The 15015-nt window shown below is 60.6% G+C and carries 16 protein-coding genes; 11 read left to right on the forward strand and 5 right to left on the reverse strand.

Annotated features, from left to right (window positions below):
• The gene (folE, locus tag QTL94_RS18625) at nucleotides 1-615 is read right to left on the reverse strand and encodes a GTP cyclohydrolase I FolE (RefSeq protein ID WP_113522945.1); all 615 of its coding nucleotides are present in this window, start codon (nucleotides 613-615) and stop codon (nucleotides 1-3) included.
• 306 nt (nucleotides 616-921) lie between these two features.
• Between folE and QTL94_RS18630 the strand changes: the two genes are divergently transcribed.
• From QTL94_RS18630 to thrS, 4 genes are all read left to right on the forward strand, one after another.
• Nucleotides 922-1368, forward strand: coding sequence for an iron-sulfur cluster assembly scaffold protein (locus QTL94_RS18630; RefSeq protein ID WP_113522960.1), 447 nt, complete (start codon nucleotides 922-924; stop codon nucleotides 1366-1368).
• A gap of 12 nt (nucleotides 1369-1380) precedes the next feature.
• Nucleotides 1381-1782, forward strand: coding sequence for a membrane protein insertion efficiency factor YidD (gene yidD / locus QTL94_RS18635; protein WP_289802806.1), 402 nt, complete (start codon nucleotides 1381-1383; stop codon nucleotides 1780-1782).
• Nucleotides 1779-2306 carry a DUF1697 domain-containing protein gene (locus QTL94_RS18640; RefSeq protein WP_289802807.1) on the forward strand — a complete coding sequence of 176 codons (528 nt, stop codon included), beginning with the start codon at nucleotides 1779-1781 and terminating at the stop codon, nucleotides 2304-2306. Before yidD ends, QTL94_RS18640 begins: the two co-directional genes overlap by 4 nt.
• 123 nt (nucleotides 2307-2429) lie before the next feature.
• Nucleotides 2430-4436, forward strand: a complete 2007-nt coding sequence (gene thrS, locus QTL94_RS18645; protein WP_289802808.1) for a threonine--tRNA ligase — start codon at nucleotides 2430-2432, stop codon at nucleotides 4434-4436.
• 93 nt (nucleotides 4437-4529) lie between these two features.
• Here the strand turns inward: thrS and QTL94_RS18650 are convergent, their stop codons facing one another.
• Nucleotides 4530-5624, reverse strand: coding sequence for an RgsD C-terminal domain-containing protein (locus tag QTL94_RS18650; RefSeq protein WP_289802809.1), 1095 nt, complete (start codon nucleotides 5622-5624; stop codon nucleotides 4530-4532).
• Nucleotides 5625-5737: 113 nt separating this feature from the next.
• On the opposite strand from QTL94_RS18650, the gene QTL94_RS18655 reads away from it, so the two are divergent.
• From QTL94_RS18655 to QTL94_RS18665, 3 genes are all read left to right on the forward strand, one after another.
• A complete protein-coding gene (locus QTL94_RS18655) occupies nucleotides 5738-6322 on the forward strand; it encodes a nitroreductase family protein (RefSeq protein ID WP_289802810.1) in 585 nt (194 codons plus the stop codon).
• Nucleotides 6322-6924, forward strand: a complete 603-nt coding sequence (locus tag QTL94_RS18660) for a flavin reductase family protein (RefSeq protein ID WP_289802811.1) — start codon at nucleotides 6322-6324, stop codon at nucleotides 6922-6924. Before QTL94_RS18655 ends, QTL94_RS18660 begins: the two co-directional genes overlap by 1 nt.
• A gap of 116 nt (nucleotides 6925-7040) precedes the next feature.
• Entirely contained in the window at nucleotides 7041-8180 is a 1140-nt protein-coding gene (locus QTL94_RS18665) for a DUF2336 domain-containing protein (protein WP_289802812.1), read from the forward strand.
• Here QTL94_RS18665 and QTL94_RS18670 read toward each other — a convergent pair.
• On the reverse strand, nucleotides 8177-8602 hold the full coding sequence (locus QTL94_RS18670) for a hypothetical protein (RefSeq protein WP_289802813.1): 426 nt from the start codon (nucleotides 8600-8602) through the stop codon (nucleotides 8177-8179). The genes QTL94_RS18665 and QTL94_RS18670 overlap by 4 nt on opposite strands.
• 127 nt (nucleotides 8603-8729) lie before the next feature.
• On the opposite strand from QTL94_RS18670, the gene QTL94_RS18675 reads away from it, so the two are divergent.
• Nucleotides 8730-9188: a GNAT family N-acetyltransferase gene (locus tag QTL94_RS18675; protein ID WP_289802814.1), complete on the forward strand. Its 459-nt coding sequence runs from the start codon at nucleotides 8730-8732 to the stop codon at nucleotides 9186-9188.
• Here the strand turns inward: QTL94_RS18675 and QTL94_RS18680 are convergent, their stop codons facing one another.
• Complete coding sequence (locus tag QTL94_RS18680; RefSeq protein WP_289802815.1) at nucleotides 9189-10379, reverse strand: AI-2E family transporter; 1191 nt, start codon at nucleotides 10377-10379, stop codon at nucleotides 9189-9191.
• A gap of 221 nt (nucleotides 10380-10600) precedes the next feature.
• Here QTL94_RS18680 and QTL94_RS18685 point away from each other — a divergent pair, with 221 nt between their 5' ends.
• Together QTL94_RS18685 and QTL94_RS18690 are read left to right on the forward strand one after the other, a co-directional pair.
• Nucleotides 10601-11203 carry a GntR family transcriptional regulator gene (locus QTL94_RS18685; RefSeq protein WP_289802816.1) on the forward strand — a complete coding sequence of 201 codons (603 nt, stop codon included), beginning with the start codon at nucleotides 10601-10603 and terminating at the stop codon, nucleotides 11201-11203.
• 5 nt (nucleotides 11204-11208) lie between these two features.
• Nucleotides 11209-11664, forward strand: a complete 456-nt coding sequence (locus tag QTL94_RS18690) for an OsmC family protein (RefSeq protein WP_289802817.1) — start codon at nucleotides 11209-11211, stop codon at nucleotides 11662-11664.
• A gap of 3 nt (nucleotides 11665-11667) precedes the next feature.
• On the opposite strand, the gene parE is transcribed toward QTL94_RS18690, so the two are convergent.
• Nucleotides 11668-13755, reverse strand: a complete 2088-nt coding sequence (gene parE / locus QTL94_RS18695) for a DNA topoisomerase IV subunit B (protein WP_289802818.1) — start codon at nucleotides 13753-13755, stop codon at nucleotides 11668-11670.
• Nucleotides 13756-13974: 219 nt separating this feature from the next.
• Here parE and QTL94_RS18700 point away from each other — a divergent pair, with 219 nt between their 5' ends.
• A complete protein-coding gene (locus QTL94_RS18700) occupies nucleotides 13975-14859 on the forward strand; it encodes a dienelactone hydrolase family protein (protein WP_289802819.1) in 885 nt (294 codons plus the stop codon).
• The last annotated feature ends 156 nt before the right edge of the window (nucleotides 14860-15015 follow it).

Genomic DNA, 15015 nt, shown 5'->3' on the forward strand with positions numbered 1-15015 from the left:
TCAGCGGCTCCTCACCATGGACATGAAGCGGGCTTGGTCAGCCGGCTCAGTTTTGAAGCTTCCAGTAAAAGTAGTCGTCAATGTGGTCGAGCCCTGTTTTTGAACACCGCGCATCGCCATGCACATGTGTTCGGCCTCGATCATCACCGCAACGCCGCGCGGCGCAAGCGTTTCGTCGATCGCTCTGGCGATCTGCGCGGTCATCGTTTCCTGCGTTTGCAGGCGACGGCCGTAGATTTCGACCACGCGGGCGATCTTCGACAGGCCCAGTACCTTGCCATCCGGCATGTAGGCGACATGCGCCTTCCCGATGATTGGGACCATGTGATGTTCGCAATGCGAGAAGAATGGAATATCCCTCACGAGCACCATGTCGTCGTAGCCGGCGACTTCTTCGAACGTCCGGCCGAGTACGTCTTCAGGATCCATATCGTAGCCGGCGAACAGCTCACGATAGGATTTGGCGACGCGCGACGGAGTATCGAGCAAGCCTTCACGCGACGGATCGTCGCCTGCCCAGCGAAGCAGGGTACGAACTGCGTCTTCCGCTTCCTTCTGGCTCGGGCGGCCGGAATCAAGCGCGGTCTGCGGAAAATTCTTTACGATGGCGTCCATATGCAACTGTCTCCTGATCCGCACGGCGGATCGTATTTCGGACTAGCCACTGGCAATCCCACTTACGGGAATTCATGCACCTTTGGCAGGCTCCGGGGCTTTCAGGGCTTGATTTGCGGCCCTTCCGGCACGGTTTCCCAATCAAACTTACACGAGGCCATTGCATTTTTATGGCCTTCGAACGACATACATATAGGAAAACGGCATCCCTATGTAAGTCTTCTCGCACGACACGCTGTGTTTTTGTTTGTGCTACAATACGGGAATTGCATGCCGATCCGCATGAATTCGGGAGCGGAATCCGCGATGGACGATATCTACAACAGCAAAATCCTCGAATTTGCGGGCAATATTCCGCTGATCGGCAGTTTGCCCGATGCCGACGCGAGCGCCCAGGCGCATTCGAAACTTTGCGGCTCGAAGGTGAAGATCTGGGTGAAGATGGACGGTGACACCATCACCGCGTTCGCCCATGATGTGAAGGCCTGCGCCCTCGGCCAGGCATCGTCGTCGGTGATGGCGCGGCATGTTGTCGGCGCAAAGGCCGCCGAAGTGCGCAAGGCGCGCGAAGACATGCTCGCCATGCTTAAGGCCGATGGGGAAGGCCCGGAAGGCCGGTTCGAGGACATGCGCTATCTGCGTCCTGTCAAGGACTACAAGGCCCGCCACGCTTCGACCATGCTGACCTTCGATGCTGTCGTCGATGCGATCGGCCAGATAGAGGCGAGCCGCGCCGAAGCCGTGGAAGCATGAGCGGCGCCGGCCATGTGTCAATTCTGTTCCATTCCAGGCCATGATGACGAGGACGAGGGCGGTGCCGCCACTGCTCCTCCCAAAAAGCAGGCCGGCTTTTCACGCAACTACCGAGGCCCGTTTCGCAAGACGCCAGACCGGCTGCTCGGCATGGCATTCATCAGGCTGTACCAGCTGACGCTCTCCGGCTTCGTCGGCAATTCCTGCCGGCATGTGCCGACCTGTTCCGAGTATGGCTATGAGGCCATCGCGCGCCATGGTCTGTGGGCCGGCGGCTGGATGACGTTGTTTCGCGTCGGGCGGTGCGGACCGGGCGGCACAAGCGGTCTGGATCCGGTGCCGGAGACGCTGGGCGGCAGCTTTCACTGGTGGACGCCCTGGCGCTACCTCGCCTTTGGCCGGAAGACGGCGTGACCGCCTACGTTGCATTGCTCCACAGTATCGTTCTGGCGCCTGGCCGGCGCGTCGTGATGTCCGATCTCCGCGACATGGTGGAGGCAGCCGGTTATCGCCACCCACGCACGTTGGTCTCTACCGGCAATATCGTCTTCGAAGGGCCGAAGACACTGATAGGTGACATCGAGGCAAAGCTCGAGGCACACTTCCAGGCGCGCTTTGGCAAGGCAGTCGATATCATGGTTCGACGTGCTGAGGATTGGCGCAAGGTCGCTGCCGGCAATCCGTTTCCCGATGGTGAGGGAAGCCAGGTCATTCTGCGCGTCATGCGTAAGCCGCTCGTGCCGGCAGCGCTCGAGGCGCTGCGATCCTACGCGGCCCCCAGCCAGCGACTCGCGATTGTCGACGGTGACCTGTGGATCGATTTCGCGGGCAAGCCGAGTGAATGGAAACTGCTCTCGGCGCTCACCACAAAGCGCATGGGCGTTGGCACGTTGCGGAACTGGAATACCGTTCGCGGCCTTGCCGAAATGCTCGGCTGAGCCGTCTTTTCCTTTACTAAACGACCAAATCTGGCTATCAGGCGGCGGCGCGTTCGTGCGGACGAAGCGCTTCATTTGCAACCACCCGCATTCGTTGGCGGGACTGGACAAGGAGAATTCTAGATGTCCCAATCCGTTTCCCTGACATTTCCCGATGGTTCCGTGCGCAGCTACGATGCTGGCGCAACCGGTAAGGATGTCGCCGAATCCATTTCGAAGTCGCTTGCCAAGAAGGCTGTCGCCATTGCGATCGACGGTACGGTACGCGACCTTTCCGATCCAGTCGTCGACGGCAAGATCGAAATCATCACCCGCAATGACGGCCGCGCGCTGGAGCTGATCCGGCATGACGCTGCCCACGTGATGGCGGAAGCCGTGCAGGAGCTATGGCCCGGCACGCAGGTCACGATCGGTCCGGTGATCGAGAACGGCTTCTACTACGATTTCGCCAAGAACGAGCCCTTCACGCCCGAAGATCTGCCGAAGATCGAAAAGAAGATGAAGGAGATCATCGCCCGCAACGCGCCCTTCACCAAACAGGTTTGGTCGCGCGAGAAGGCGAAGGAAGTCTTTGCTGCCAAGGGTGAGAGCTACAAGGTCGAGCTGGTAGACGCGATTCCCGCCGGCCAGGATCTGAAGATCTACAATCAGGGCGAATGGTTCGACCTTTGCCGTGGGCCGCACATGGCGTCCACCGGCCAGATCGGCACGGCCTTCAAGTTGATGAAGGTTGCCGGCGCCTATTGGCGTGGCGACAGCAACAACGCCATGCTCTCGCGCATCTATGGCACCGCCTTCGCCGAGCAGTCGGAGCTGGACAACTACCTGCACATTCTCGCCGAGGCAGAGAAGCGCGACCACCGCAAGCTCGGCCGCGAAATGGACCTGTTCCATTTCCAGGAAGAAGGCCCCGGCGTCGTCTTCTGGCACGGCAAGGGCTGGCGCATGTTCCAGACGCTGACCTCCTACATGCGCCGTCGTCTCGCCGGCACCTATGAAGAGGTGAACGCGCCGCAGGTGCTCGATTCCTCGCTGTGGGAAACTTCGGGCCACTGGGGCTGGTACCAGGAAAACATGTTCGCGGTGAAGTCGGCCTATGCCTTCACGCATCCCGACGACAAGGAAGCCGACAACCGCGTCTTCGCGCTGAAGCCGATGAACTGCCCGGGTCACGTGCAGATCTTCAAGCACGGCCTGAAGTCCTATCGCGAGCTGCCGATCCGTCTCGCAGAGTTCGGTACGGTGCATCGCTACGAAGCCTCGGGCGCGCTGCACGGCCTGATGCGTGTACGCGGCTTCACGCAGGATGATGCCCACGTCTTCTGCACCGACGAGCAGATGGCGACCGAGTGCTTGCGCATCAACGACCTGATCCTGTCGGTCTATGAGGACTTCGGTTTCAGCGAGATCGTCGTCAAGCTCTCGACCCGCCCGGACAAACGCGTTGGCACCGATGCGCTCTGGGATCGCGCCGAAAGCGTGATGATGGACGTGCTGAAGACGATCGAGGAGCAGTCCGGCGGACGCATCAAGACCGGCATCCTGCCGGGCGAGGGCGCGTTCTACGGACCGAAGTTCGAATATACGCTGAAGGACGCGATCGGACGTGAATGGCAGTGCGGTACGACCCAGGTCGACTTCAACCTGCCGGAACGCTTCGGTGCCTTCTACATCGACAGCAACTCCGAAAAGACGCAGCCGGTGATGATCCATCGCGCCATCTGCGGCTCGATGGAGCGTTTCCTCGGTATTCTGATCGAGAACTTCGCCGGCCACATGCCGCTCTGGATCGCACCTCAACAGGTCGTCGTGGCGACCATCACGTCCGAGGCCGACGGCTACGGTGCCGAGGTGGCCGAAGCACTGCGCGAAGCCGGTCTGAACGTCTCGACCGACTTCCGCAACGAGAAGATCAACTACAAGGTCCGCGAACACTCGGTCACGAAGGTTCCTGTGATCATCGTCTGCGGCAAGAAGGAAGCCGAGGAGCGCACGGTCAACATCCGCCGCCTCGGTAGCCAGGAACAGACCTCGATGTCGCTCGACGAAGCGATCGCGAGCCTGTCGCTTGAAGCAACGCCGCCTGACGTCCGCCGCAAGGCCGAAGCCAAAAAGGCGAAGGCTGCCTGACGGCGGCCGTTGCTTTTGTCCCTACGACAAACAGAAAAGCCCGGCCGTCAGGCCGGGCTTTTTGATTCAAGGCTCGCCGCTGGGCGGTAATCCTCAGTCAGCGTCCGCTCCGTTCGTCCCGCCGTCCTGCAGCTGATCATAAGAGGGCAGAGGCGCCTGTGCGCCGCTTTGGCCGGATTGCTCGGCCTGTTCAGGCGGTAGCTGTTGGACGGTCTTGGCGGCGGCAGCCGGTTCGTCAGCCTGGGCGTCCTTCATCAGGACTTCGACGTCGGTATTCTTGCCCGCCTCGACCTTGAAGTCCTGCTGGTAGATCTTGTCCTTGTTGCGCGCGACGGCTGAATATTCGCCCTCGGCAAGCACCATCGTCGGGAAGGCGCTGACGCTTTCGCCGACGCTGTCGCCCGCTGCCGTCAGGATGGACCATGCCGTGTCCGCGATCGCTTCACCGCCGTGGTCGGAAACCAGCTTGAACGTGATTTGCGCCGCCTTGTGCTGGATCGTCGCTTCGGTGAGCTTGCCGGCCTCGACCTGGATGTCGGCCCGGATCGACGCGTTGATGTCGCCATACTCCGACACGATGTGGTAGGTGCCGGCGTTGAGCCGCACGACCGTGTTGGGCGGCACATCCGCCATGACCAATCCGCGCTCGCCGTCCTCGCGCACTTCGGCAGAGTAGATCGAGAAGCTCAACTGATCGGGGCGGATCCGCATGTCCGTGCCTGAAACGGCGTTGAGGAGCAGGCCGCCGGCCTCGAGCACCATCGTCTGCTTGTCGACCTGGCCGCTATCGGCCACGGTCAGCTTTCGCGTCACCCCGGCGCGGCCGAAGGACACGTTGACGAAGTAGTCACCGGGAGCGAGCTGGAAGTCCGCCGAGCCACCCTGCGAGCTGGCGATCAACGGCAATTTGCCGTCGGTGCCGGCAATCGGACTGAACACATACCAGGACAGGCCGTCAGCAACTGGATCGCCATTGGCGGTCAGTTTCGCTTCAAGCTGGACTTCATGCAGCTTCGAGCCTGCCGGTGCTTCGCCCGGGGCAATGAAGGCATTGAGTTTCGGCATCTTTGCCGTCGTGTCGAGCTGCTTGAAGTCCTTGAAGGCGTCCTGCGCACCAGCGCCCAGGGGCGTCAGAGCGACGAGGGCGGCAACAAGGCTCATGCGCGCGTAAGGCAAAATGCCGAGCATGTGTTTTGTGAACCAATTGACATCTGAAATCACAGAGGCCACTTCAAGACCAACGCGATGGCAAATTCAAGACCCATCCCCGATACTGTGATGAAAATGAAAGTTTCTTCTGTATGAGATCCGATATCAAGCTTATCGACTACCTTGGCGTCCGCCGCTCCATTCCCGCCTTCCAGATGTGCGAACCAGGGCCGGAGAAGGCAGAGATCGAGGAAATTCTGCGCCTTGCGTCGCGTGTCCCTGACCATGGCAAGCTGGCGCCTTGGCGCTTCATCGTCTACCGCGGCGAAGAGCGTAAGCGCATCAGCGAAGAACTGCTGAAACTCGCACTGGAAATCAAGCCTGACCTGTCAGACGAAATGATCCAGGTGGAACGCGCCCGTCTGACCCGCGCGCCCGTTGTCGTTGCCGTTGTCAGTACGGCTGCTCCGCACGTCAAGATTCCCGAATGGGAACAGCTGATGTCGGCCGGTGCTCTGTGCCTCAACATCATCTTTTCCGCGAATGCCAATGGTTGGGTCGCTAACTGGCTGACGGAATGGTACGCCTACAATGAGCGCGCCTATCCGCTGCTTGGCGTCCAGCCGGGCGAAAAGGTTGCCGGCTTCATTCATATCGGTTCGACGACGGTTCCCCCAATCGAGCGCCCCCGTCCGGAGTTGTCGCAGACCGTCAGCTGGGTCGGCGGGGACGACTGATGTTTTATCCGACGGACACCAATAAGCACGGCCTGGCGCACGATCCCTTCAAGGCGATCGTCTCGCCTCGTCCGATCGGTTGGATCGGCAGCAAGGGCAAGGATGGGTCGATCAACCTCGCACCCTATTCCTTCTTCAACGCGATCTCGGACCGGCCGAAGCTGGTGATGTTCTCGTCGGCCGGCCGCAAGCACAGCCAGCGAAATGCGGCTGAAACGGGCGAATTCACCTGCAATTTCGTCAGCCGCAACTTGGCCGAGCAGATGAACATCTCGTCGGCGGCCGTACCCTACGGCGTCGACGAGTTCGCGCTTTCCGGGCTGACGTCGAGGCAAGGGGAGTTGGTGGACGCTCCCTACGTTGCCGAAGCCTTTGCCGTGCTGGAGTGCAAGGTGACGGAGATCATCGAGCCGAAGTCGCTATCCGGCGAACCGTCGGAGAACGTCATGGTCTTCGGCCAGGTGGTCGGCATCCACATCGATGAAGCGATTGTTCGCGATGGTCGCCTAGACATGGCGCTGGCCCGCCCGGTGGCCCGCATGGGCTATATGGATTACAGCGAGGGCAGCGAAGTCTTCGAAATGTTCCGGCCTCAGGTCTGACAGCGCTGCCGGAAGGCGTTAATGGATATGGTGAACCAATCATAAACTTTTTGCGGCTACCGTAATTCTCAACGACTGGAACGCGAAGGAATCGCGTTTGAGAATTGGGGTTCGCGGTGATCGTAGAGGCATTTCTTCGTTGGGTTGAGACCGCCAAGGCCGGAGACAGGGCGCGGGCGGCAAACGCCCTCGGCAGAGCCTATCTTCAGTCTGAAATGTCGGTCGATGAGCGCAATGCGGCCGAGATGGCGATGACCTTCCTGCTTGATGATCCATCACCGAAGGTGCGCCTTGCGCTGGCTGAGGCGATCGCATGGTCGCCGGAGGCCCCGCGTGCGGTCATCCTGTCACTGGCAGGTGACCAGCCGGAAATCGCCTGCCACGCCGTTACCTGCTCGCCGCTGCTGTCGGACTCCGATCTTGTCGATCTCGCAGCGCGCGGCAATGCCATTACCCGCATGTTGATTGCCGCTCGCGCCGTTGTTTCGCGTCCGGTCTCGGCCGCCTTGGCGGAAATCGGCGAAGATGAAGACGTTCTCTGCCTCTTGGAGAACGAGGGTGCGGCGATCGCTCCCGCTTCGCTGAAGCGGATCGCCGATCGTCTTGGTGATTGCTGCGATATCCGCAACATCCTCCTCGAGCGCCCCGATCTTCCTGCTGACGCGCGGCAGTTGTTGACCCAGCATATCAGCGACGCATTGGTCAGTCTTCCGCTGGCGCAGGTGACGATCGGCGTGGATCGCCTTCGTCGCATCGCCCGGGAGGCCACGGAAACCGCGATCGTTTCCATCGCAGGCGAGATCGCACCACGCGAGGTCGCCGGTCTGGTGGAGCATCTGCGCGCAAACGGCCGGTTGACGCCGTCGTTCCTGATGCATGCGCTTTGCGCCGGCAAGGTGGAGTTCTTTGCAGGCGCCATCGTCAATCTTACAGGCTGCGATGAACGCCGCGCCCGGTCCATCCTGGCGACCGGCCGTGTCCATGCGGTCCGCGCGCTCTACGAAAGCGCCGGGCTTGCTCGCGAGATCAGCGTCATCTTCGTCGAGGCGACGCTGCTCTGGCGAGATGCCACCAGAAAGGCATCGGGAACAATGCTTGCCAATGTCTGTGGCCGTCTTCTCGAAAACTTCCGCAATCGCGATAGCGCACACGGAGCTGTACGGGAATTGCTCGATATGGTCGAGAAGCTTCACATAGCCGAGCAGCGGCAATCCGCTCGCGGCTATGCACATCTGACGGCCCTAGCTGCCGCCTAGTCAGCCAGTCGCTTCACGACCCACGAGTAACCTCCCGAGACGAAGTGTACCGGCGTGGCAAGCGCCGATTTCATCGCATGACCAGAAGGCAGATGTGACCGCACTTTGGTTGCGATCCTGTCTGCAAAGCTGGAGACGCCGCTTTCAGCAGTCGAATCGGTTGGTGCTTGCGCAGGCGTCGGTGCCGGAGTGGGCACCGATGCAATCTCGGGCGCTGCCGGAGGGGCGGCGGGCTTTGGCGGTTCGCAGACGGCTATCACGGTCGGATAGCTGATATTGGTGTAATGCTTCAGCTGCGTTTCAGACTCGGCGTCGCACATCGCAACGGTTTCCCAGTGCTTTTCGACGGTGGCGACATAGTTGCACTGTGTCACCGAGTCGTTGCACCCGAGAATTGTCATTGCAATGAGAACAGCTTGCATGGTCGCGCCTTTACGATATTGAATCTATGGATTCCGTTAGAGGCAGCAATTTCAACCGAAAGAAGGCTGCTGCATTAACTTTTCGTCATGCGGCGACGCCGCGCCAAGTGCAGAGACAGGAAATCCAGTGTCCGTTACGATCACTCTCGAATCGCCGCGCCAGGACGGCGTCGTCCGCCTGCTTGAATTGTCGGACGCTTACGCACAATCGCTCTATCCCCCGGAAAGCAACCACCTCGTTGATCTCTCCACCCTGGAGAAGCCCACGGTCAGCTTTTTTGTGGCCCGCAATGGCGACGAGGTCGTCGGGTGCTGTGCGCTGGTTGAAGCCGGAGACGGTACAGCCGAAATCAAGCGCATGTTTGTCGATCCTGAGGCCCGTGGCCTCAAGGTTGCAAGCAAGCTGATGAATGCACTGGAGGCTCTCGCTGGCGAGAAGCAACTGACGGCCGTGCAGCTGGAAACCGGTATCTACCAGCCGGAAGCGATCGGTCTCTATCGCAAGTACGGCTATATCGAGATCGAGCCGTTTGGCAGCTATTTACCCGACCCGCTCAGCCTTTTCATGGAAAAGCGGATCGTCTGATCAGCCGTCCGCCGCGCGTGGGGGCGCCGGCGCCGGCTCGTCGATCATGACTTGCGGGCCGATCTCGCCCTTGTCGGAGTTGCGGACCTCATGCATCCATTCGCGCCAGATGGCGACCAGAAGCGCCATCAGGACAGGCCCGATGAACAGCCCGAGGAACCCCATCGTTTTTACGCCGCCGATCAGGCCGAAGAAGGTGGGCAGGAAAGGTAGCTTGATCGGGCCGCCGACGAGCTTCGGGCGCAGCGTCTTGTCGACGATGAAGAGTTCGACCGTTCCCCAAACGAAGAGACCAATGCCGGCGACGTGAGAGCCGCTGGCGGCGAGATAGATCGAGACCAACGTAAACGACAGCGGCGCGCCGCCAGGAATTAGCGCCATGATGCCCGTCAGCACACCGAGCGTCACGGGCGAGGGCACGCCCGCGATCCAATAGGCGACGCCCAGCACGATACCTTCGCCGATTGCGATCAGCGTCATACCCATGACGGTGGAACTGATCGTCGCCGGCACGACGCGAGAGATCCGCTCCCATCGATTGGGCAGGATACGTTCGCCGAGCATATCGATCTGGCCGGAAAAGGACGATCCGTCGCGATAGACGAAGAACAGCGCGATCAGCATGAACAGCAGCGTCAGCAGCAGGTGGAACGCACCGCCGCCTGCGGCGAGCACCGCGCGATAGATATTGCCGATATGAGCACCGCTGACGGCCTGTATGACCTCGCCCATGGTTCCAGGGCTGCCGATGTACTTGGTCCACAATTCATCGAGATAGGGGCCGGCAAAGGGCAGGGCGAGGATCCATTGCGGCGTGGGGGCGCCAAACCGGTTGGCGTGGATCAGCCACGCGACCCATTCGCGCACCTCGCCGGTGGTGTAGCTCACCGCCAGAACGATCGGGATCACGAGGAAGGTGACGATCAGGAGAATCGCAATGGTCGCGGCGACAGTCGTGTTGCCGCCGACGTTGCTGAGCAGCCGTCGATAGAGCGGCCAGCTTGCAAAGCCGATGACCAGCGCCGCCAGCACCGGGACGAGGAAGCCGTAGAAGAAATAGACGCCTGCCGCGACGACAAGGATCAGGAGCCAACGCGCGGCGGAGATCGAGGGGATCAGAGGCGTGCGCGCAGGAGTGGATGGCCCGAGCCACCGTGACTCTCTCTGGACATTGTTGGTCGGAAGGCTCACGTCGTCTTTTTCCCCCGTATTGTTTCCTATGGATATGGGTCATGCGCACACGCCACGCAAGCACAGCCGCCAATTTATGCGAGCCTGAGCCTTCGCTGTCGCCCCCGACATATCCACACTAGGCTTCATACCCGCGCTTTCTGCAATCAATAAGACAGAAATCCTTCCGGATTGTTGCCAAGCCCAAACTATCCATATAGTTTGGATCCATGGATACAAATATGATCATCGCCGAACTCCGACAGGAGATCGAAAGCGGGCTCCTTCCCGCAGGGACCGTTCTGAAACAGGAAGTACTCGCCGAGCGTTTCGGCGTCAGCCGCCAACCTGTGCGCCAGGCGCTGGACCGACTGCTTGCCATCGGCTTGCTGCGCCGTCGTCCGGACAGAAGCCTTGCGGTATTGGGTTTGAATGGCGAAGAGGCTCGCGAGCTTGCCGAAATCCGCGCGGCCCTGGAGACCGCCGCACTGCGCGCGTCGATGCCGGCACTGACCGACAGCGATCTGCGCAAGGCGAGGCGCCTGAACGAGGACCTTGTCGAGGAGGAGGATCCGTCTGTGCTGGAGGAACTCGACATCGCCTTTCACACAGCACTCTATGGCCGCTGCGCAAACGCCAGACTCCTCAGCATGATCGAGGAACTGCGCCGCGAATCGCGGCGAGCCTATACGCGTCAGCCAAAAGGCTCCGACGATCGTGCCATCCTCTACGCCGAGCATGGCGACATCATCGCGGCATGCGAACGGAGGGACCCGGACGAGGCGGCCTCGGCGCTCTCGCGACATCTGCAACAGACAACAGCGCGGCTGACGCGCGAGGGATAATGACGATGACGAGTTTTTCTGCACGCGTGGCCTGGATGCGAGGCGACGACGACTTCCTTCATGGGCGCTACAGCCGTGGGCACGAATGGACGTTCGGCGGCGGCTTGAGCATCCCGGCTTCCGCGTCGCCACACAATGTTCCGTTGCCTTACGCGGTCGCGGAGAATGTCGATCCCGAGGAGGCCTATGTGGCAGCACTCTCAAGCTGCCATATGCTCTTTTATCTCTGGCTGGCCTCCAGGAAGCGCATCGGAATCGACAGCTACGTCGATGATGCAATCGGCCTGATGGAGGAGGTCGACGGAAGGACGATGGTAAGCCGCGTGGAGCTGCGACCGCGCGTCACCTATTCCGGCGACGCGCCGGGCAGGGAGGTCGAAGAGGCCATGCACCACGAGGCACACGAACTCTGCTTCCTCGCCAATTCGGTGAAGACCGTGATCGAAGTAAAGCTCGGCTGAACCTCAGATATCGAGGTTCTCGGCGAAGGCCGCGCGATCCTGGATGAAGCGGAAGCGCGCTTCCGGCTTCGTCCCCATGAGGTCGTCGACGGCCGTTCGCGTGCCTTCGAAATCCACCTCGTCGATCAGCACGCGCAGCATCGTGCGCTTGCTCGGGTCCATCGTGGTTTCCTTGAGCTGCGCCGGCAGCATTTCGCCGAGACCCTTGAAGCGGCTGATTTCGACCTTGGTCTTGCCCTTGAATTCGGTTTCCATCAGTTCCTGCCGATGCGCGTCATCGCGGGCGTAGGCGGATTTGGCTCCCTGCGTGATCTTGTAGAGCGGCGGAACAGCGAGGAACAGATGGCCGCCGCGCACCAGCTCGGGCATCTCCTGATAGAAGAAGGTGATCAGCAGCGATGCGATATGGGCGCCGTCGACGTCGGCATCGGTCATGACGATGATACGTTCGTAGCGGAGGTCTTCCTCCCGATATTTCGACCGGGTACCACAGCCGAGTGCCTGGACGAGATCGGCGAGCTGCTGGTTGGCCCCGAGCTTTTCGCGGCCGGCACTGGCAACGTTGAGGATCTTGCCGCGAAGCGGAAGAATCGCCTGGTTCGCGCGGTTGCGCGCCTGCTTGGCGGAGCCGCCAGCCGAGTCACCTTCGACGATGAAGAGTTCAGCACCCTGCGCCGTGTTCTGCGCGCAGTCGGCAAGCTTGCCGGGAAGGCGCAGCTTGCGCACAGCCGTCTTGCGGTTGACTTCCTTTTCCTTGCGGCGCCGCAGACGTTCTTCGGCGCGCTCGATTACCCAGTCGAGCAGCTTGGCTGTCTCATTGGGATTGTCGGCGAGATAATGGTCGAAGGGATCGCGCAGCGCGTTTTCGACGATACGCTGCGCCTCGACCGTCGCTAGCTTGTCCTTCGTCTGGCCGACGAACTCCGGCTCGCGAATGAAGACGGACAGCATGCCCACCGCCGAGATCATCACGTCATCGGTGGTGATCTGCGCCGCGCGCTTGTTCTGCGTCAGTTCACCGTAGGCCTTCAGGCCCTTGGTGAGCGCTATGCGCAGTCCCGCTTCGTGCGTGCCGCCCTCGGGCGTCGGAATGGTATTGCAGTAGGAATGAACCTGCGGATCACCGCCATACCAGGTGATTGCCCATTCGAGCGAACCATGGCCGCTGGTCTTCTCGGTCTTGCCGGCGAAGATTTCGCGGGTGACGGTGAATTCCTTGCCCATGGTCGCTTGAAGATAGTCCTTCAGCCCGCCCGGGAAATGGAACACCGCCTTATCAGGAACCTCCGAGCCCTGCGGCAGAACGCCTTCGTCGCAACTCCAGCGGATTTCGACGCCGCCGAAGAGATAGGCCTTCGAACGGGCCATGCGGAACACGCGCCCTGCGTCGAACTTGGCGTGGTCGCCGAAAATTTGCGGGTCGGGATGGAAGCGCACGCGTGTGCCGCGCCGATTGTGGATGTCGCCGAGTTCTTCAAGACCACCCTGCGGGATGCCGCGCGAGAAACGCTGGCGATAGAGCTTGCGATTGCGCGCAACTTCAACTTCCAGGACATCGGAGAGCGCGTTGACGACAGACACGCCGACGCCGTGCAGACCGCCTGACGTTTCGTATGCCTTGCCGTCGAACTTACCGCCGGCATGGAGCTTGGTCATGATGACTTCGAGCGTCGACTTGCCCGGGACCTGCGGATGGTTCTCGACCGGTATGCCGCGGCCGTTGTCGCTGACCGTCAGGAAGCCTTCGCGATCGAGGTGGACTTCAATGAAGTTGGCATGCCCGGCGACAGCTTCGTCCATCGAGTTGTCGATGACTTCGGCAAACAGGTGGTGCAAGGCCTTTTCGTCTGTGCCGCCGATGTACATGCCGGGGCGCATGCGAACCGGCTCGAGGCCTTCGAGAACGCGGATCGACGATGCGCCATAGTCTTCCGACGTCGAACTGGCCGGCGCGGGGCGCGACACCGGGGCAGGGGGCGGGGCTACGGAGGCGGCAATGGCTTGCGTTGCAGCCGGCTCGTTGGCTTTTGGTGCCTCCTCCTGCTTTTGTGTCAGGGGCAATCCGGAAAAGAGGTCGTTGTTATCGTCCATGGGGCCGTTCAGATCTTCATCTCGTCGTGGGTGAGCCGCTCAAGATTGAGCCTGACCCAAAATCACCGCATTTCATGTCACGTTTGCGAATCAAGCAAAGTTTGCCAGAAAGCATCTCGATACGCGACGCCGTCCTGATGTGACGGACTTTCTCAGGAAATGATTTGCGTTGCAGGGCGCGGAATGGCAAGCGGCCAGACGCATCAGGGAACCATGCACATGCGAATGTCCACAAGTCATTGCACCATTATCGCCGTAATTGCGGCCTTTTTCATGATGGCGACCGATCAGGTCCGGGCTGCGGACGCTTTGCCGCCATTCAAGGACGATCTGTTTTCCACACAAAAAGTGCTTCAGACCGGCGACGGCGGCGCCTTCGAGGTCATCGAATACGACGAGATGCGCGATATCAACGGTCGCGATCAGATCCCCGAAAAGCGCACCCAGCAGAAATATGTTTCCCTCGGTGTGCGCAAGAGCCAGACGGACGAGACCCTTTCGCTTGGCGGCCTCAAGCTCGATGTCACCAGGGTGGGACCGGCTTCCGCGGCGGGATTTACGGTGATCTTCATCCATGGCCGCAACGGCGACAGGCGTCTCGGCGCCAACGACTACACCTTCGGCGGCAACTTCAACCGTCTGAAGAACCTGGTCGCAGGAAACGGGGGCGTCTACTACTCGCCATCAGTCAAGTCTTTCGACAGCGACGGTGTAGCGGCGATCGCGGGGCTGATCCGCTATGCAAGCGAACAATCGCCGGGAAAGCCGGTGATACTCACCTGCGCATCGATGGGCAGCCAGATCTGCTGGGGCATCAGTCGCGATCCCGAAAGCGTGAAGCGGCTGAAAGGCATGGTGATCATGAGCGGTGTCGCCGATCCTGATTTCGCCAAGAGCCCGTTCTACAAGTCAAAGCTGCCGCTCTGGTTCGCTCATGGCAGCCGTGACCCTGTATATGCCGCCACCGACCAGCAGGCGCTCTTCGAGAAGCTCTTGAAGGCAAACTATCCCACGCATTTCACACTCTACCAGACAGGCAACCACGGCACGCCGATCCGGATGATCGACTGGCGCCGGGCCTTGAACTGGATCCTTGCCTCGTGAGGTAGGCGCGCCGGCCCCTCACGTCAGCCTTTAGGCAACACGGCCGCCAAATTTTAAGCATTTGCGCGCCAAATTGCCCCTATTTCCCTTACGTAAGGGTCCAAAACCTTTTCATTCTCGCAGGCTTTTGCTAAGGCCGCTCAATATATGAAAATT

This window comes from Rhizobium sp. S96, from assembly GCF_030382195.1.
Classification (GTDB): Bacteria; Pseudomonadota; Alphaproteobacteria; order Rhizobiales; family Rhizobiaceae; genus Rhizobium.